This window comes from Salmonella sp. 2020_1459, assembly GCF_043847915.1.
GTDB lineage: Bacteria > Pseudomonadota > Gammaproteobacteria > Enterobacterales > Enterobacteriaceae > Salmonella > Salmonella enterica.
This window is the reverse complement of the sequence record NZ_JBCMFA010000001.1, coordinates 242939-260953: the sequence shown is the minus strand read 5'-3', so window position 1 is coordinate 260953 and position 18015 is coordinate 242939. Positions and strand designations below refer to the sequence as shown.

Sequence of the window (18015 nt, the reverse complement as noted above, 5' to 3'; positions counted from 1 at the left end):
AAAGTGCCTTTAGGGAGTAGAATTTCAGTGGATACTTAAACAGGAGGTTTTATGAACAGAACGATTCTTGTACCCATCGATATTTCAGATTCAGAATTAACTCAACGCGTGATTTCGCATGTTGAAGCTGAAGCAAAGATTGACGACGCTAAAGTGCACTTTTTGACTGTAATCCCGTCTTTGCCCTATTACGCTTCACTGGGACTGGCTTATTCAGCAGAGCTTCCCGCAATGGACGATTTGAAAGCCGAAGCCAAATCTCAACTGGAAGCGATTATCAAGAAATTCAACCTTCCCGCGGACCGCGTGCAGGCGCACGTTGCAGAAGGCTCTCCTAAAGATAAGATTCTGGAAATGGCAAAAAAATTACCGGCCGATATGGTGATTATCGCCTCGCATCGCCCGGATATTACTACCTATCTGTTGGGTTCCAACGCCGCAGCCGTTGTGCGTCATGCGGAATGCTCCGTACTGGTGGTACGCTAAATACCCGAGCCCGCATAAGAGAGTGCGGGCTCAAATCAATCATCATCGCCTAGTGACTGACACTTTTTGAAAACAGATTGATTACGATTACGCCGCAGATGATAAGCAACATGCCAATAATAGCCGGCATATCCAGTTTTTGGCCGAGAAATAACCATCCTATCAATCCAATAAGAACAATCCCTACCCCAGACCAAATAGCATAAATGATACCCGCAGGGATGGTTCGCATTGGGATGGTAAGACACCAGAACGCAATACAATATCCGATGATAGTAACGAGGCTCGGTACCAGACGCGTAAAACTATCTGATAATTTTAATGAGATCGTGGCGATAACTTCTACCACGATGGCGATAAATAGAAAGATTACAGCTTCTTTAGTCATACATCTCTTCGTTCCAATATTTTTCGGGTCGTGATGATATCTTAAGTAATACGGATGACAGAATAAAGACGCTTTTGAACCATTGCGTATCTTGCCATAAAAACGTGCTGGCATTCGTCGCCGTAATCCGTACCATACGCGACATACTTTTGCCTGCTGGCTGTTGACGGCAGGAGCGAACCCGGCATTTATCGCCAGCCAAATGGGACATGAAACTGCGCAGATGGTGTATGAAATTTACGGTATGTGGATTGATGACATGAACGACGAACAGGTAGCGATACTGAATGCGCGGTTATCGTAGTTACAAAGTTTGCCCCCAATTTGCCCCATTTAGTACCAGAGAACTGAAATAATGCAAGAAATTCAAAAGAATACAAAGAAAGAGCAATACAACCTCAACAAGTTGCAAAAGCGCCTGCGCCGTAACGTTGGCGAAGCGATTGCCGATTTTAATATGATTGAAGAAGGCGATCGCATTATGGTTTGCCTTTCTGGCGGCAAAGATAGCTATACGATGCTGGAAATTTTACGTAATTTGCAGCAAAGCGCCCCGATCAATTTTTCACTGGTCGCCGTCAACCTCGATCAAAAGCAGCCAGGTTTCCCGGAACATATCCTGCCAGCCTACCTTGAGCAGCTGGGCGTAGAATATAAAATCGTCGAAGAAAACACCTACGGCATTGTGAAAGAGAAGATTCCGGAAGGAAAAACCACCTGCTCGCTGTGCTCGCGTTTGCGTCGGGGTATCCTGTATCGTACGGCGACTGAACTGGGCGCGACCAAAATCGCCCTGGGCCACCATCGCGACGATATTCTGCAAACCCTGTTTCTGAATATGTTCTATGGCGGAAAAATGAAAGGGATGCCGCCAAAGCTGATGAGCGATGACGGCAAACATATTGTGATCCGCCCGCTGGCTTACTGCCGCGAGAAAGATATTGTCCGTTTTGCTGAGGCCAAAGCCTTTCCTATCATTCCTTGTAATCTGTGCGGTTCGCAACCCAACCTGCAACGCCAGGTGATTGCCGACATGCTACGCGACTGGGATAAACGCTATCCTGGACGGATCGAGACGATGTTTAGCGCCATGCAGAATGTCGTGCCGTCTCACCTTTGTGACACTAACCTGTTCGATTTCAAAGGGATAACTCACGGTTCCGAGGTCATCGACGGCGGTGATTTAGCGTTCGATCGTGAAGAGATTCCATTGCAGCCCGCTGGCTGGCAGCCGGAAGAAGATGACACCTCCTTAGAGGCGTTGCGGCTTGATGTTATCGAAGTGAAATAATCTGCAGGCGTCTCAGCACTCCGCTGAGACGCCATGCTATCGATCATTTTAATAGCCGTACCCGGCATGACTTGCCTTTGATCTTCCCGTTTTGCAACTGCTTCCAGGCTTTTTGCGCTACTGCTTGACGTACGGCGACGTAAACGTGCATTGGATGCACATTAATTTTGCCGATATCCGCCCCGTCTAATCCAATATCGCCGGTCAGCGCGCCTAAAATATCTCCCGGACGCATTTTCGCTTTTTTGCCGCCGTCAATACATAGGGTAGCCATCTCTGCGGCCAGAGGAAGCAACGACTGCCGGGCGGGCGCATTCAGCCAGTTCAGTTTGAGTTGCAGCATTTCTGAAAGAATATTTGCCCGCTGCGCCTCTTCCGGCGCGCAGAAACTGATCGCCAGACCGCTACTTCCCGCGCGCGCCGTACGGCCAATACGATGGACATGCACCTCCGGGTCCCAGGCCAGTTCATAGTTAACCACCAGTTCGAGCGATTTAATGTCTAATCCTCGCGCGGCAACGTCGGTGGCAACCAGAATGCGCGCGCTACCATTTGCAAAACGCACCAACGTCTGGTCGCGGTCGCGTTGTTCCAGATCGCCGTGGAGCGCCAACGCGCTTTGTCCTACCGCATTAAGCGCATCACAAACGGCCTCACAATCTTTTTTGGTATTGCAAAACACCACGCAGGACGCTGGCTGATGCTGGCTAAGCAACGTTTGTAGCAGCGAAATTTTTTCATGCGCAGACGTTTCGAAGAACTGTTGTTCGATAGCCGGTAGCGCATCTACCGTATCGATTTCAATACGTATTGGCTGCTGCTGTACACGACCGCTAATCGCCGCAATGGCCTCAGGCCAGGTTGCTGAAAACAATAACGTCTGGCGCGTCGCAGGCGCAAAGCGGATCACCTCATCAATGGCGTCACTGAATCCCATGTCCAGCATTCGGTCTGCTTCATCCATTACCAGAATATGCAGCGCATCCAGCGATACGGTTTCTTTTTGTAAATGATCCAGCAGGCGCCCCGGCGTCGCGACAATGATATGCGGAGCGTGCTGAAGCGAGTCGCGCTGTGCGCCAAAGGGTTGCCCGCCACACAAGGTCAGAATTTTGGTATTTGGCAGAAAACGGGCCAGGCGACGTAACTCCCCGGCTACCTGATCCGCCAGCTCCCGCGTCGGACACAGCACTAACGCCTGTGTCTGGAACAGAGTGACGTCAATTCGATGCAAGAGCCCAAGACCAAACGCCGCCGTTTTGCCGCTACCGGTCCTGGCCTGCACACGCACATCATTTCCCGCCAGAATGACGGGTAATGCTGCGGCCTGAACAGGCGTCATCTCAAGATAGCCCAGCTCAGTAAGGTTATTGAGCTGGGCGGCGGGCAAAACATTCAGGGTTGAAAAAGCGGTCACAATTTACTCTCGCGGTAACGACTCATAGTCAGCAGGCGCGTATCCTCGCAGATCCGGGCGTTTGATGCGACATTTTAATCGGTTCTTCGTCCGGCGGCGGGTCGGGCATCGGCTGAGGACGGGGAAGCGGCTCAGGAATGGGAACAGGGTCAGTGGGAATCGGGTCCGACAAGGACGAGTGTAGATATAATAAGGTCAAAAGACAGCTCATATTACCCTCCAGAATGTCATTCAGACTCTTAAAGGGTAGACGCAGATAGTCTACAGGCAAAAAAAAGCCGACTAATCTAAGTCGGCGTCGTACGAATCAATTGTGCTATGCAGTAATTCAAAAAAGGAAGTAAGACAATATGGAGCGCAACGCCCATCGCTTGACGTTGCATTCACCTGCGAGAGAGATATTGCCCCGAATAGGTAGATGGTTTATTGACTTCGCTCAAATTTCTCGGCGTTTTTTCACCCGAAATGGTCTGAAAAGCGCTTTTGTTACAACCATTTACTGCGATGCAACCATAAAGTAACACCACCGATCAGGACAACTAACAGAATACAAAACAGAGAAAAGCCGAACCGCCATCCGCCGCCGGGAATACCGCCCAAGTTAACGCCAAATAACCCCGTTAAGAAGGTGCTGGGCAGAAAAACCATCGCCATAAGCGACATGGTATAAGTTCTGCGCGCCAGAGACTCCTGCATCACCTGGGCAATTTCATCCGCCATGATGCCAGTACGCGCGATACAAGCGTCAATTTCATCCAACCCCCTTCCCAGCCTGTCGGCGATATCCTGCATTCTGCGCCGGTGATCGTCGCTCATCCACGGCAGCCGTTCACTCGCAAGCCGGGCATAGACGTCGCGCTGCGGCGCCATATAGCGGCGCATAACAATTAGCTGTTTACGTAGCAATGCGAGGAAACCGCGCGGTGGGATTTGCTGGTCGAGAAGATTATCTTCCAGATCGATAATTTTATCGTGTAGCTCTTCAATAAATTCACTGGCGTGATCGGTTAACGCATCGCACACATCCACTAACCAGCCACCGCAATCTACGGGCCCGGTGCCCTCCTGCAAATCACTGACCACATCGTCCAGCGCCAGAACCTTTCGCTGACGGGTAGACACAATGAATCGCTCGTCCATATATAAACGCATTGCCACTAATTGATCCGGGCGTTCGTCAGTACTGCCATTAATACAGCGCAGCGTAATGAGCGTCCCTTCCCCCATACGACTTACGCGCGGGCGCGAGCTTTCACCAGCCAGCGCATCACGCACGTTATTGGGGAGTAAAGGCGTTGAAGCCAACCAGCGGGCGCTGTCCGGGTGGGTATAATTAAGATGTAGCCAACAGGGATGCTGACTATCGATCACATCATTATCTTCGAGCGGTTTTACTCCACCACGACCATCCAGTAGCCATGCGAAAACGGCATCCGGCACGTTCACATCCGATCCCTTAATGGCTTCCACAGCGCCTCCACGTTACAACTCTGATGCCGTTAGTCTAGCTTTCGGGAAAGGTTAAGCAATCTCTCATTTTCTCATTGCGCAAAAAGAATTACGGGAACCTGCGAAAAAAGCGCCTTAGCAACAGGCGCTTACCAAACATGTATTATCAGGCCTGGCCGCGCCTGGTGATGGTCGAAAGAGGTGATACATGAGAGCGCGACAGCGCATGTTCACTGTAACCCGGCGGGCTTAAACGAAATTTGTCGGTTTTAGTCTGTAACTCGATCACCTGCGCCTTTAAAACATCCGAAGAAGCAGATAGCGCTTCAACCATTAAGACATTGCTATGGGTTGCGCTTTCCAGATCGCTCAACGCCAGTGTTATCTGGTTGATGCCTTTTTCCTGCTCCCGCGTGGTGGTGGAAATTTCACTCATCAGCACGTTTAATTGCCCGGAGCCGCCAACAATCTCCTGCATATTTTTTTCAGCCTCCTGCACTATGGCGGCCCCCTGCCGCACATTGTCATGCGTAACGTCGATCAGCGCCTTGATATTTTTTGCCGCCTCGGCGCTACGATGCGCCAGGTTACGCACTTCCCCGGCCACCACGGAGAAACCTTTTCCATGATCGCCCGCCCGCGCAGCCTCTACCGCCGCGTTAAGCGCCAGAATATTAGTCTGGAATGCGATACCGTCAATCAATGAAATAATCTCCGTCATCTGCGAGGCACAGTCGGTAATAGAACGCATATTTTCTGTAACCCGCACCATTAATTCACCGCCTTTACGGGCGCATTGGGTTGCACAATCCGCCTGTATGCTCGCCATTCGGGTATTATCCGCATTGTTTTTGGTACTCGCCGCCATTTCATCCATACTGGCGGCAGTTTGAATTAACGAGGCCGACTGCTGTTCCGTCTTTACGGATAGCGACATACTGCGCGCCGCCAGTTGTTCGGAAAGGGTCATTGCCGTTTGCGAAGAGGATCTGATTTCACGTACCAGCGCGGAAATATTCTCCGACAGGCTATTAATCCCGGGGATGAGTCGCCCGGCGCAATTATTGCCAAATTCGGAGATATGAATAGACAAGTTTCCTGCTGCGACCTCTTCAATACTTTTCTTCACGGTATTAATTGGCACAACCAGATAGCAGGTCATATACCACCAAAGCAGTAATGCCGAGATCAGATAAATGATATTACACGTAATTAAAATAGGGAGATCGTGCAGAAAAGCTATTTGTAAAGTATCCACTAAAAGAAACGTACATACCATGAATAGAATAATGCATGTCCTGACGCTGATATTTCTCAACATTTTTGACGGCCTACAACCAGGATAGGAGACAGGTTTTATTTTTATAGCATTTCAGATACCTATTGCCATTCGTTTCTTTGACATTCTCCATATTCAATACCGGACCATCGCCATTTCCCTTAGTGCAACAGATAAAATCACCTATATTCGCTATGCCAGGATATTCATCCATCCATATTGACAAGTGATGTACTTATCACCATTTTCTGCTTAATAGTTAAGTCGAAAGCCAGTATATTTTAATAGACGCTTAAATAAGCGAATGACTGTTTCTCCGTGTTATTACCGCGGACAGCGTTATCGCCCGTTCTCTTGCAGAATCCTGAGCATCAGGCATAAAATCGGGTTCGCGCGAGCTTGCGCTGGCGGTCCTGTCCGCCAGCGGCAACGATTTACCGACTACGCTTCGCATGGCGCTCCCAGTTATCCTGTTTAGCCTGCACCGTTTTACGTAACGCGACATAACATGCCCCGCCGCCGCCATGATGCGGCAGCGCCGAACAATAAGCCTGTACATCCTCAAACTCTGTCAACCAGCGGGCCACATAGCTTCGGACGATATTGGCATGCGACTTCGCCTCTCGCCCTTTACCATGAATGATCAGGACATTACGCAACCCCTCTTTCTGCGCCTCCAGGATAAAACGAAACAGCATTTTTCGGCACGTTTCGACCGGCTGGCGTAACAAATTGAGGCTGGCCTGCTGAGGGTATTTCCCACTGCGTAACTTGTCGATGACACCCTGCTGCAATCCTTCCCGACGAAATTCCAGCGGTTCATTCAGCGGCAGAATATCCAGAAAGCCCGTCGTCAGGAAATTATCAAGCTGGAGCGTGTCGATACGCTGGGGCGTTTTAAGATTACGCGTTGGCTGCCAGTGTACATCAGTATGGCGTTTCAGCGGCTGGACATCCTCCATGGCGTCAAGAAACAGCGCTTTATCGTCAAGGTTCATGGTTCATCCTCCAGCGTTTTTGCGACTGCCGTTATCATAACCGTGCCCTGTTATACCGACAACGGTTTACAGTTATTTCCAATAACAGCGACAATGTCAGGCAATTAACCGCCTCGCCAGGCTCTCTTTTTCTCCGCCTACGATATTACTGTCGCTAAATGTGTTATCCCTGACTATCTTTTAAGGAGTATGGTTGCGGGTATTCCTGGCATGATATCTTGTCTCTTACGTTAGATTAAGACGATGTGAGAGAACGGATGCTGAGATTACTTGAAGAGAAGATAGCCACGCCATTAGGTCCGTTATGGGTGGTTTGCGATGAGCAGTTTCGACTGCGGGCCATTGAGTGGGAACAGTACCGCGATCGTATGGAGCAACTGCTAAATATCCACTACCGTCACGAAGGCTATGAACGCGTTTCTGCGACTAACCCCGGTGGACTCAGCGATAAGCTTGCAGATTATTTTGCAGGCAATCTCGCCGTAATTGATACCCTGGAAACCGCCACGGGGGGCACACCTTTTCAACGGGAAGTATGGCAGGCGTTGCGCGCTATCCCCTGCGGGCAGGTGATGCACTATGGTCAACTGGCGGCGCAACTGGGACGACCGGGCGCCGCACGCGCAGTCGGTGCTGCGAATGGCGCTAACCCCATCAGTATTGTTGTTCCCTGCCATCGCGTCATCGGGCGTAACGGCACTCTGACCGGATACGCCGGTGGCGTGCAGCGAAAAGAGTGGCTATTACGCCATGAAGGCTATCTTTTATTATGAAAATACAGGCAAAAAGTGCCTTATCGGTCACACTTTTATGTAAAGCAACAACAAATAAATTACGTGTTTTCAAATAGATAAAAGTATTCATCAAACTTATACTTGAATTATTCCTTCTCCGGGATAGCTCAGACTTACGCGCTCACCAAAAAGATGTTAAAATTGACAAATATCAATTACGGCTTGAGCAGACCTATGATCCCGGAAAAGCGAATTATACGGCGCATTCAGTCTGGCGGTTGTGCTATCCATTGCCAGGATTGCAGTATCAGCCAGCTTTGCATCCCGTTCACACTTAACGAGCATGAGCTTGATCAGCTTGATAATATCATCGAGCGCAAAAAGCCCATTCAGAAAGGGCAAACTCTGTTTAAAGCAGGTGATGAACTGAAATCGCTCTATGCTATCCGCTCCGGAACGATTAAGAGCTACACCATTACCGAGCAAGGCGATGAGCAGATTACTGGATTCCATTTAGCAGGCGACCTGGTGGGTTTTGACGCCATTGGCAGCGGTCATCATCCGAGCTTTGCACAGGCGCTGGAAACCTCAATGGTATGTGAAATCCCCTTTGAGACGCTGGATGACCTGTCCGGCAAAATGCCTAACCTGCGTCAGCAAATGATGCGTCTGATGAGCGGTGAAATTAAAGGCGATCAGGATATGATCCTGTTATTGTCGAAGAAAAACGCCGAAGAACGTCTGGCTGCGTTTATTTACAACCTGTCCCGCCGCTTTGCGCAGCGTGGTTTTTCACCGCGTGAATTCCGCCTGACGATGACCCGTGGCGATATCGGCAACTATCTGGGCTTAACGGTCGAAACCATTAGCCGTCTGCTGGGGCGTTTCCAGAAAAGCGGTATGCTGGCGGTGAAAGGTAAGTATATTACTATTGAAAACAGCGATGCGCTGGCGGCCCTCGCCGGTCATACCCGCAACGTCGCTTAAACGTCAGCTAAACCATTGATGTTATCTTCTGCCATATCGTTAAATTTTTCTCATTTATTGATCTGGCAGAAGCGCTTCCTCTGTTTCATTCACCATATTTGAGTTACTCTTTAGTTACAAACTGCGATGACAGTTGTAAGGAGACCCTGTATGGCTATGTATCAAAATATGCTGGTGGTCATCGATCCCAATCAGGACGACCAACCCGCATTACGGCGAGCAGTTTATTTGCATCAACGGATTGGCGGCAAAATTAAAGCTTTCCTGCCTATTTACGATTTCTCGTATGAGATGACCACCCTGCTTTCTCCTGACGAACGCACCGCAATGCGTCAGGGCGTAATAAGTCAACGCACAGCCTGGATACGTGAGCAGGCGAAATATTATCTTGAAGCCGGTGTCCCCATTGAAATTAAAGTGGTCTGGCACAATCGTCCCTTTGAGGCCATCATCCAGGAGGTTATCGCCGGCAGTCACGATCTGGTGTTGAAAATGGCGCATCAGCACGATCGACTGGAAGCGGTCATTTTTACCCCTACCGACTGGCATTTGCTGCGTAAATGCCCAAGCCCCGTGTGGATGGTCAAAGATCAGCCGTGGCCAGAAGGCGGCAAAGCCCTGGTCGCCGTGAACCTGGCAAGCGAAGAGCCCTATCATAATGCTCTCAACGAAAAGCTGGTAAAAGAGACCTTACAATTGGCGGAGCAGGTTAATCATACCGAAGTGCACCTGGTCGGCGCCTACCCCGTTACGCCAATCAATATCGCCATTGAGCTGCCGGAATTTGATCCCAGCGTGTATAACGACGCCATCAGAGGCCAGCATTTACTGGCGATGAAAGCGCTGCGCCAGAAATTCAGCATCGATGAAAAAGTTACGCATGTAGAAAAAGGCTTGCCTGAAGAAGTTATCCCGGATCTTGCTGAACATCTCCAGGCGGGGATCGTTGTGCTTGGCACCGTTGGACGTACCGGACTCTCGGCCGCGTTTCTGGGGAACACGGCCGAACAGGTCATTGACCATCTGCGCTGCGACCTGTTAGTCATTAAGCCTGATGAGTATCAAACACCGGTTGAACTGGACGACGAGGACGATTAATCCCTCTTCCGTCCTGCCGGATGGCGCTGCCATCCGGCCAATACCTCATTCCTGTTACTCATCTCCGCCGAGGAAATAGATCCCCAAAGGAATCGCCAGCAGAATAGTGAACACCAGACTGTAAACGAAAATCATTGCCGACTGAATGGCATACATAGAGCTTGTCCACTCGGACAGTGGAATATGATATTGCTCAATCACACCGCCGATAGTCGCGCGCGTTACCACCGATGCCGCAACGATAAACACTGCCAGCAGGCATAACAGAAATTTTTTCCCCTTCGCCGATTTCAGCTTTATCATGATCATAGTATTGTCCTTTACAGATGACTTTGTTACCTGATAGCAACAATACCATGACAATCACGCGATGTCTGCTCCATAAAACGTGACATTGTATTTACATAAAAAGTAAACCGCTGAGATTAAAGCTGATAGCACTATTTCTTCTTTTTACTTATCGATGATCTACGCGTTTATCCTGGGTAAAATACCTGTTAATCAGGTCATTCTGAGCTGTTATCGTAGGAAGGAGCGGAAAACAATAATGTTCACTGAATTTTTTCTCAAAAACGCATTTAATCTGGCGATACTTTTCAGTTGCGGTATGGCGTTGCTGGTCGTGAGATTTTGGCTCAGCCGTAACGTACAGTGGAAGAAAGGATTCACGTTCCATGCGGCACAGTTTTTTATTTACGCGATTATTATTGGAACCATCGGGAGCATCCTGAATAATGCTATTGAAGATTATAATTTGCGTTTTATCTCTTCCGGGGTCATTGATTTTATCTGCACCTCGCTCATTGCGCTTATTCTGACGATAAAACTTTTCCTGATTATTAACCAATTTGAAAAAGCACAGGTCAATAAAGGTAGAGATGTCACCAGTACCCGTATTCTGGCACGGGTCATAAAAATAACCATTATTGTCGCGATTGTCTTACTGTATGGCGAACATTTTGGCATGAGTCTGTCCGGTCTGCTGACCTTTGGCGGTATCGGCGGTATCGCTGTTGGTATGGCGGGCAAAGATGTCCTGAGCAATTTTTTCTCCGGTATTATGCTCTATTTCGATCGCCCCTTCAGTATCGGAGACTGGATTCGTTCTCCTGACAGAAATATCGAAGGTACGGTCGCCGAAATCGGCTGGCGAATTACGCGAATTAACACATTCGACCACCGCCCGTTGTACGTGCCTAATTCCGTCTTTTCATCCATTAGCGTTGAGAATCCGGGACGGATGACCAACCGTCGAATAAAAACGGTTATTGGATTACGTTACGAAGATGCCGACAAAATTGGCCTCATTGTTGACGCTATCAGAAACATGCTGCAGGCGCACAGAGATATCGATCAGAAACAGACGCTGTTGGTCTATTTTAATGAATTCGCCGACTCTTCGCTGAATATTATGGTGTATTGCTTTACCAAAACAACAGTATGGCAGGAATGGCTTGCCGTACAGCAGGATGTTTACCTGAAAATTATTGCGATTGTCCAGGAAAACGGCGCTGACTTCGCCTTCCCAAGCCAGACGCTCTATATCGATGACCCGGAGGCCGCGCCTGCGACAAAATAAAAGATAGCCGGTGCCCGATAACGCTTATCGGGCACCGAGGCTTCCCTGTCCGGATGACGGGTTGTTAGCGCCTTACGGTGATCAACGGCTCTTTTCATTCACCGTCATGGTAAATTCAAGCACCTCATTAGTGTCGTTAACGTAGGCATGAGGCATGTCGGTTCTGGCTACAGCGGAGCAGCCCTCCCGAATAATAAAGCGTCTACCATTGACTGTTAATGTCAGTGTTCCCTGATTAACAAACAGTAATTCACAGGTGTCTGCCGGATGCCCTGCCGATTCAAACTGTTCACCAGGATGCATTATCCATTGCCAGAGTTCCAGCATATCCGGCCCGCTGGTTCCCGCCATCAGTTTTGCGCTGCCGCCTTTCTCGCCGCGCCACAACACCGGAATAGCATCCCGGTCGATAAGATGGACCATCGGCTCGCTGGCGACGTTGACAACATCCGCCACGGACACTCCCATTGCCGCCGCGATCTTACATAACAGCGCAATGCTTGGATTGGCTTTACAGCCTTCAATTTCCACCAGCATTCCTTTACTGACGCCGGAACGCCGCGCAAGCTCATCCAGCGATATCTTTTTTTGGCTACGAAATTGTTTGATACGTTGGGAAACAGCTGCATTTATTGTGCTGACGTCGGCGCCCGCCGTGGTCGATAAGTTGACTTTTTTGGTCATTGGTCGATATCATAGAAGAAAATAGTCATTACAGGATTATGCGATGTCTTCTATGTTACCGTCAATCAGCCCGGAACTGGCCCGTATCGCTCCCGGCTTTCGTGCATTAAGTATTAATGTTATTGCCGCTCCGATTCGCGATGCGCAGGTCGGAGAAATCGCGCTAAAAGAGGCCTGTCAGGCCGTAATTAACGGCCAACCGGCGTGGGCACAGGCGCATATAGACGCCTGGAATGCAGTGTTTAAAGCATTCGGCGCAAAACCAAAGCGCACCCCCTGCTCGGCTGAAGCGCTACGAAAACGCGTGTTGAAGGATGGAACAATGGCGTCGCTGGACCCGGTCGTTGATCTTTATAACGCGGTGAGCCTGCGCTATGCCGTACCGGTAGGCGGCGAAAATAGCGCGGCTTATTGTGGATCGCCGCGGCTGGTTTTCGCAGACGGTAGTGAAACATTTGATACCCTGAAAGAAGGACAACCCGCCACCGAGTCGCCAGAACCGGGCGAAGTTATCTGGCGCGATGACAGAGGCGTCACCTGTCGGCGCTGGAACTGGCGTCAGGGAGTACGTACCCGACTAAGCGCTTCAGATAAAACGATGTGGTTTATCCTTGAAAGCTTGCCGGAAATGCCGGTTGATGAATTGTACGCGGCAGGAAACATGCTGACTGACGGCCTTGAAAAAATGATGCCAGGTTTACGTTTTGAATCCACGTTGATAGGTGTTTGATTGATATTGCGTAACAGGAGAAATACCATGTCGCTGTTTCTGACAAGTTTTATTTTCGAAAAAAAAGAGTACGACGAAGAGTTTTATCAACTGGATGGCTGGATTGAGCGCTATACGCAGTCTATTGATGGCTATATTGGGATGGAAAGCTATACCGATGCCGCCAGCGGAAGAATGGTTAATAATTATTACTGGCAGACCCGCGAATCAATGGAGCTATTGATAAATAATTTACAGCACCAGCAGGCCAAATCACAAAGTCATAAGTGGCTTTCCGGTTACCAGACGATTATTGCAGAAATTCAGGGGTGCCATAACGTTAACCTGCCCCATCCGCTGGCATCATTTTCAGTTCCTTATGCGTGATGCAATAGCATATGTATTAAATGTGGGGGCACACAAGAGAATGCCTGCGCCCCTGCATTGCCGGTTATTCGGTTCTCTGTGCAGGGACGGTGCTGATATAAGTGATTAGTAAACAGGAAGATGAGTGATATCTCGTGGTACAATAACACGCGTAACCACATTATTTTCATCGCACTCTATCAACGCTCTGGCAAAAATACTGAGCTCATTAATTTTCAGCCCGGAATTATCCAAAAACTGGCGGCAAGCGTAGTCAGAAACAAAGGTTATGCCGGGATGAATATCATGTTCCCGAATAAAACGGGCCTGAGCAAATGGCGTATCCATACTCAGCACATATACCGCCCGGTTTGAGTGGCTACCCGCTGATTTAAGGCGGTCACTATAGTCTTTTACCTGCCATTCACAAACCGGCGTATCCAGTGACGGGACGACAATAATCCGCTTTTTTATCCCCGGGATACAGTAACCCGGTAATAAATTATGGCTCACCAGCCCCTTTGTGCAGGGTAATGGTTCGCCTTCAGCCAGTACACCGGGTTTGAGGGTCAGCTGCGTTTTGCCAAAGGTGACAGCGTGTTCCTGACCCAATGAAATATAATCTTGTGTTGTTGCTGGTGTCATAAAAACTTCTCCTTTTAACGTTTGTATTCTTTTAGCCATAATAATTATTTAGCAATCCGCTAAAAAACCAGGTGAACATCCATAATAAGATGATGGTGATAAAAAGAATTATATTAGTCATAATAATTAATATAGTTTTATAGTCTTCCTCTGATGGAAATTTCTTTCGTGAAACTCATTGCATATTTAAAAGATATGTCAATACGTTCATTACTATGCCCACGATAGGTTATAACTTGTGTATATTTACCTGGAACATTTTCTTTCTTAAGAGGGCCATAATCCCATAAGCCTTTTAAATTTTCACGCGCTACAGTCTTATTAATGTGAACTTCATTTACAGGATTCCCGTCGATATCCTTAACAATAGTTGTGATGGTGGCACTTTCACCCGGCGATAATACAGACTTATCTATACTCATAACTGTTAAATCTGGGCTTGGCGTATTAGATATAGTTTCTGTTTCAATATACTGGAACTCAGATACCGATGGCACAGGCGTGTACCCTGACGCTGAAGCCATATCCGTTTCATTATAAATTTCTAGTTTAATCTTTGAACCCCGATGTTCCTTTTGGATATTAAATTTATGCTCACATGGCTTTTCACGTTTAAGTATATGCTGAGAGTTATCTTTATTGATCTGATAATACGTACATACTGTAGTAAAAGTTTCCGCAGACTGATAGTTATTATCCGGATCTCTGATGCCTACATTTCTGGCATTCCTCGCAATAGTCATTCCCGGAAAAGGTGTATACTTTTCAATAGAAAAGCCAAGTCCATTAAACTGCAATTCGTAGGTATCACGAGGTGTTCCAGGCCTGTGCCCAACGCTCGGCGCCGTAGGTGGAGAAAACATCCCGACGGTTGCCGCGGACGTTGTCGACGAATCCGCCAAGACGCTTATCGGCACAGCCGCCAGAAGCAGGCTATAGATAATAAGATTATGTTTCGACATACGCACTGTTGATCCTTTTTAAAACATTAATTCGCATCAGATGCTGCGGTAGAACTCTTGGCATTTTCTTTATCAGAAATAATTCTGACGCGGATATATTTATTCTGTAGCGATTCCCCGTTAAGGCTATAAGGGATAAGCCAGGTGGCCTTTGTCGCACCCGGTACGGATTGCCAGGATTTCATTTCATCCGAGATTTCCCACTGATAATTAAACGCATCAGTACAGTCCGTGTTATTTACACAAAGCGTTCTGGCTCGCATTTCTGTTCCGACGACTGGCGCAGTAACGCTTCCGTTGGCTTCTTCAGTACCCGGCGTAAAAATCACCTCCACAGAAGTGACCTTCTGCGCAATACTGTCTGACTGCGCTTGTAGTAGTACGGTACCCTTCACCGGATGTTTATCGTCTGGTCCGCTTGCTTCAATATGTAATTTGAGCGAGCGGGCATCATCGCCGATATGGGTCACCAGAACCCGTTCAACCCAATGGCCGTCACGCTCTGTACCACCGAGCGCTTTAAATGCCAGACCCGGCGTATCTGATTGATACTTAATATGACGTGGTTTGAGCGACGCCCACTCCTCTTCAGAACGCTCGCGCACGTAGTACCACTCAATAACCTTCCCCTCTTCTCCGGCAGGAAGCGGCGTACTGATAACAAAGTTGCCGTCCTCAACCTGAACATCGTCATTGATAACATTTATCCAGGAACGGAAACTGGTCTCATCTTGTGTCACCCTTACCGGGATACGCTCGGAGGTCACGCGAGTACCCCGGCTGTCAGTCACCGTTAAATAAAGGCTATACTCCTGACCGTCGGTCACCGTCAGCGGAAGTTGTGGAAGGATAAGGCCGCTGCCCAGACTCCCCTGAAGCTGGAGTCCGGCGAGAAGCTCCGCATCACCCGACCACTCAACCTTCTCAACCGGGTAACGGCTATCTACCGTCGCCATTAATGTCACCAGCGTCCCGGACAGGCCTGACACCGGCATTGCCGTAATGCGGATTTTGCTGGCCTGCTCCCGATACGCCATGACGATATCGTAATTACGATCGACAAAGGCACGCCGATTAGTCGTATTCGACGGCGCTCCAACATTGCGGTAATCAAGCTGTTCATGTAACGGCGTACCGAAGGAATAGTTGACTCTCAGACCGCCCTCTGCCTGCGATCCGCCATTACCGGCGTCCCGATATCCTGCTCTGACCTCAAGCAAGGGGACAGGATTCCAGACCAGAGCCGCACCTGCGGCGCGGGGATTCCGGCTTAATGTACCGTTACCCAATAGATCAACTTTATCCCCGTAATACTGTTCATATGTCAGCTCGCCACTGAACCAGGGAAAATCGGGGAGCGTGCCTTTTGTTCGCAGATCAAAGCCATATGCCGGACGCTCATCATGTAACTCATGCGCTGCTGACGTTTTCCAGCCGGTGAGAGGGAAGTAATAGTTGCCGGAAAAGGCCAGACTGTCTTTATAGACTTCCCCGCCAATGCCGCCACGTAAGTGGGAATAACGGATGTCGGCATCCAGAAACGTATTGACGCCGAGCAGCCATCCATTGACCTCCTGGCGATAACCCACACCAACGTTAACATAGGTGCGGCCATCGAAACTGCTGCTGTCGTGGTCGCGAAAGCCAAGCTGGCCAAAGAGTAAAGACGATGTTGTTTCCTCGACAGGAATAAACATATCGAACTCTGATGAGCGATATTTCGCGCCATCTTCAAGATTGACGCCACCACGGAAAATAATCTCCGGAAAAGCGCTCTTCATCCCTTCGTTCACCAGATGATTAGCGGCTTGCCCTGGTAACGCCTTTATTTTTCCTTTGGCATAATCCTCCAGCGTCCCCTCCTGCAGATGCGGAGAAATAGACGATGCCGTCCCCGCAATCCACGACTGAATTTCACTATCGCTATCAGCAATGACCGGCAGTGGAATCTGACTGGTAATAATGGCCCAGGTTATATATTTAGTAATGGGTTTTTTAGAAAAAACCACTGTATTGTCTCCTGCTATATCCCCCTGCCTGGCAGGGGGAGTATTTAAATAAGATGTTTATTTAGCGATAACCATCAGCGACGGATAGCGCGTTTATTCTCCGGTGTGGCTTTCGTCGTTTTAGGCGTGACGTGAACACGGAACAATTTATTCTGCTCAGTTCCCTTAATAATATATTTATGTTTTTCAGCGTTGGTATTATTCAGATCGGTGAACTTATCTGGTGTCCCGGCATCCGCCATCTGCCAGGTAAAGTTATAATTACTGACCTCACACTCAGCTGCCGCTGTGGCGGCACATTCCAGTACCGCTTCAAGGGTGCCGCCCACCACTGGGGTGTTGGCGTCATTGGTACCGTTGAGTTCATCAGTTGGTTTACCACTTTCATTCACCACATTGATAGTGACAGAACGTAGCTTATTAGAAATCGTACCGTCTGCGGCGGAGTCGCCGCCCACCCCAGAAGATGCAGAAGTTAATAAGACAGTGGCAGGTAAGAATGCACTATCCGGCGTCCCCGTTGCCGTCTTAATTCGGTAAACGATTTTAATTTTTTTACCACCTGCATCAGCAGGAATGGTAAAAGCCGTCCCGGTTGCCGCCGGGGTTCCAGAAGGATCGGCGGCCTCATTATCCACCAGATACCATTTAATATCGTCGGCATTATTCATTTTATCCAGCGATAAGGGATCCCCATCCTCATCCCTAATAAAAACATCCGCTATCTGGAGGGTTGAACCGGTCGTCAGTTCCCCAGACACTTCTATTTTTTTTGCATTAGTAGTTGCCACAGGACGGTGACCAACAGAAGCAGGTGTAGCAGAAGAAGCCATATCATTGGCTCTGGTATTCGCCACCGCCTCTACTGAGACCACGGATGCACAAATTGCTAACGCTAATAAAGATCTTTTGAAGTACAAAACAATTCCCTTTT

General features: G+C 48.8%; 20 protein-coding genes and 1 pseudogene. 9 read left to right on the top strand and 12 right to left on the bottom strand.

What is annotated here, in order from left to right; all coding sequences use genetic code 11:
• The first annotated feature begins 51 nt into the window (after window positions 1–51).
• Window positions 52–486, top strand: coding sequence for a universal stress protein UspF (gene uspF / locus ACH0VJ_RS01395; protein ID WP_001082296.1), 435 nt, complete (start codon window positions 52–54; stop codon window positions 484–486).
• 49 nt (window positions 487–535) lie between these two features.
• Here uspF and ACH0VJ_RS01390 read toward each other — a convergent pair whose 3' ends face one another.
• On the bottom strand, window positions 536–874 hold the full coding sequence (locus ACH0VJ_RS01390; protein ID WP_000159240.1) for an SMR family transporter: 339 nt from the start codon (window positions 872–874) through the stop codon (window positions 536–538).
• Window positions 867–1019, bottom strand: a complete 153-nt coding sequence (locus ACH0VJ_RS01385; RefSeq protein WP_000089155.1) for a hypothetical protein — start codon at window positions 1017–1019, stop codon at window positions 867–869. Before ACH0VJ_RS01385 ends, ACH0VJ_RS01390 begins: the two co-directional genes overlap by 8 nt.
• Between ACH0VJ_RS01385 and ACH0VJ_RS01380 the strand changes: the two are divergent.
• A pseudogene (locus ACH0VJ_RS01380) lies at window positions 975–1178 on the top strand (tyrosine-type recombinase/integrase); the annotation flags it as partial. The gene ACH0VJ_RS01385 and the pseudogene ACH0VJ_RS01380 overlap by 45 nt on opposite strands.
• Window positions 1179–1229: 51 nt before the next feature.
• Window positions 1230–2165 (top strand): tRNA 2-thiocytidine(32) synthetase TtcA, encoded by a 936-nt coding sequence (gene ttcA, locus ACH0VJ_RS01375; protein ID WP_001156216.1) that lies wholly within the window; start codon window positions 1230–1232, stop codon window positions 2163–2165.
• Between the two features lie 43 nt (window positions 2166–2208).
• Here the strand turns inward: ttcA and dbpA are convergent, their stop codons facing one another.
• From dbpA to smrA, 4 genes are all read right to left on the bottom strand, one after another.
• Window positions 2209–3582 (bottom strand): ATP-dependent RNA helicase DbpA, encoded by a 1374-nt coding sequence (dbpA, locus tag ACH0VJ_RS01370; RefSeq protein WP_000123684.1) that lies wholly within the window; start codon window positions 3580–3582, stop codon window positions 2209–2211.
• A 486-nt stretch (window positions 3583–4068) separates the two neighbouring features.
• A complete protein-coding gene (gene zntB, locus ACH0VJ_RS01365) occupies window positions 4069–5052 on the bottom strand; it encodes a zinc transporter ZntB (protein WP_000387373.1) in 984 nt (327 codons plus the stop codon).
• A gap of 145 nt (window positions 5053–5197) precedes the next feature.
• Entirely contained in the window at window positions 5198–6352 is a 1155-nt protein-coding gene (locus ACH0VJ_RS01360; protein WP_000945616.1) for a methyl-accepting chemotaxis protein, read from the bottom strand.
• 392 nt (window positions 6353–6744) lie between these two features.
• The gene (gene smrA / locus ACH0VJ_RS01355) at window positions 6745–7308 is read right to left on the bottom strand and encodes a DNA endonuclease SmrA (protein WP_001046799.1); all 564 of its coding nucleotides are present in this window, start codon (window positions 7306–7308) and stop codon (window positions 6745–6747) included.
• A gap of 257 nt (window positions 7309–7565) precedes the next feature.
• On the opposite strand from smrA, the gene ogt reads away from it, so the two are divergent.
• From ogt to uspE, 3 genes are all read left to right on the top strand, one after another.
• Window positions 7566–8081 (top strand): methylated-DNA--[protein]-cysteine S-methyltransferase, encoded by a 516-nt coding sequence (gene ogt / locus ACH0VJ_RS01350; protein WP_000945036.1) that lies wholly within the window; start codon window positions 7566–7568, stop codon window positions 8079–8081.
• A 195-nt stretch (window positions 8082–8276) separates the two neighbouring features.
• Complete coding sequence (fnr, locus tag ACH0VJ_RS01345; RefSeq protein ID WP_000611914.1) at window positions 8277–9029, top strand: fumarate/nitrate reduction transcriptional regulator Fnr; 753 nt, start codon at window positions 8277–8279, stop codon at window positions 9027–9029.
• Window positions 9030–9179: 150 nt separating this feature from the next.
• Window positions 9180–10127 carry a universal stress protein UspE gene (gene uspE / locus ACH0VJ_RS01340; RefSeq protein WP_001262138.1) on the top strand — a complete coding sequence of 316 codons (948 nt, stop codon included), beginning with the start codon at window positions 9180–9182 and terminating at the stop codon, window positions 10125–10127.
• A 54-nt stretch (window positions 10128–10181) separates the two neighbouring features.
• Here the strand turns inward: uspE and ACH0VJ_RS01335 are convergent, their stop codons facing one another.
• Window positions 10182–10436 carry a DUF2534 family protein gene (locus tag ACH0VJ_RS01335; RefSeq protein ID WP_000605339.1) on the bottom strand — a complete coding sequence of 85 codons (255 nt, stop codon included), beginning with the start codon at window positions 10434–10436 and terminating at the stop codon, window positions 10182–10184.
• A gap of 238 nt (window positions 10437–10674) precedes the next feature.
• Here ACH0VJ_RS01335 and ACH0VJ_RS01330 point away from each other — a divergent pair, with 238 nt between their 5' ends.
• Complete coding sequence (locus ACH0VJ_RS01330; RefSeq protein ID WP_000493665.1) at window positions 10675–11706, top strand: mechanosensitive ion channel family protein; 1032 nt, start codon at window positions 10675–10677, stop codon at window positions 11704–11706.
• A gap of 81 nt (window positions 11707–11787) precedes the next feature.
• Here ACH0VJ_RS01330 and ACH0VJ_RS01325 read toward each other — a convergent pair whose 3' ends face one another.
• A complete protein-coding gene (locus ACH0VJ_RS01325) occupies window positions 11788–12390 on the bottom strand; it encodes a helix-turn-helix domain-containing protein (RefSeq protein WP_000163362.1) in 603 nt (200 codons plus the stop codon).
• Window positions 12391–12433: 43 nt separating this feature from the next.
• Between ACH0VJ_RS01325 and ACH0VJ_RS01320 the strand changes: the two genes are divergently transcribed.
• Complete coding sequence (locus tag ACH0VJ_RS01320; protein WP_000097251.1) at window positions 12434–13120, top strand: B3/4 domain-containing protein; 687 nt, start codon at window positions 12434–12436, stop codon at window positions 13118–13120.
• 27 nt (window positions 13121–13147) lie between these two features.
• The gene (locus tag ACH0VJ_RS01315) at window positions 13148–13486 is read left to right on the top strand and encodes an antibiotic biosynthesis monooxygenase (RefSeq protein WP_000051812.1); all 339 of its coding nucleotides are present in this window, start codon (window positions 13148–13150) and stop codon (window positions 13484–13486) included.
• Between the two features lie 105 nt (window positions 13487–13591).
• Here the strand turns inward: ACH0VJ_RS01315 and ACH0VJ_RS01310 are convergent, their stop codons facing one another.
• The 4 genes from ACH0VJ_RS01310 to zirU form a co-directional block, all read right to left on the bottom strand.
• Window positions 13592–14149: a redoxin family protein gene (locus ACH0VJ_RS01310; protein ID WP_001119111.1), complete on the bottom strand. Its 558-nt coding sequence runs from the start codon at window positions 14147–14149 to the stop codon at window positions 13592–13594.
• A gap of 98 nt (window positions 14150–14247) precedes the next feature.
• A complete protein-coding gene (zirS, locus tag ACH0VJ_RS01305; RefSeq protein ID WP_001242934.1) occupies window positions 14248–15078 on the bottom strand; it encodes a two-partner-like secretion system exoprotein ZirS in 831 nt (276 codons plus the stop codon).
• Window positions 15079–15098: 20 nt separating this feature from the next.
• The gene (gene zirT / locus ACH0VJ_RS01300) at window positions 15099–17081 is read right to left on the bottom strand and encodes a two-partner secretion translocator ZirT (protein ID WP_000232023.1); all 1983 of its coding nucleotides are present in this window, start codon (window positions 17079–17081) and stop codon (window positions 15099–15101) included.
• Window positions 17082–17155: 74 nt separating this feature from the next.
• On the bottom strand, window positions 17156–18001 hold the full coding sequence (zirU, locus tag ACH0VJ_RS01295; RefSeq protein ID WP_000273683.1) for a two-partner-like secretion system exoprotein ZirU: 846 nt from the start codon (window positions 17999–18001) through the stop codon (window positions 17156–17158).
• Window positions 18002–18015: the final 14 nt, after the last annotated feature.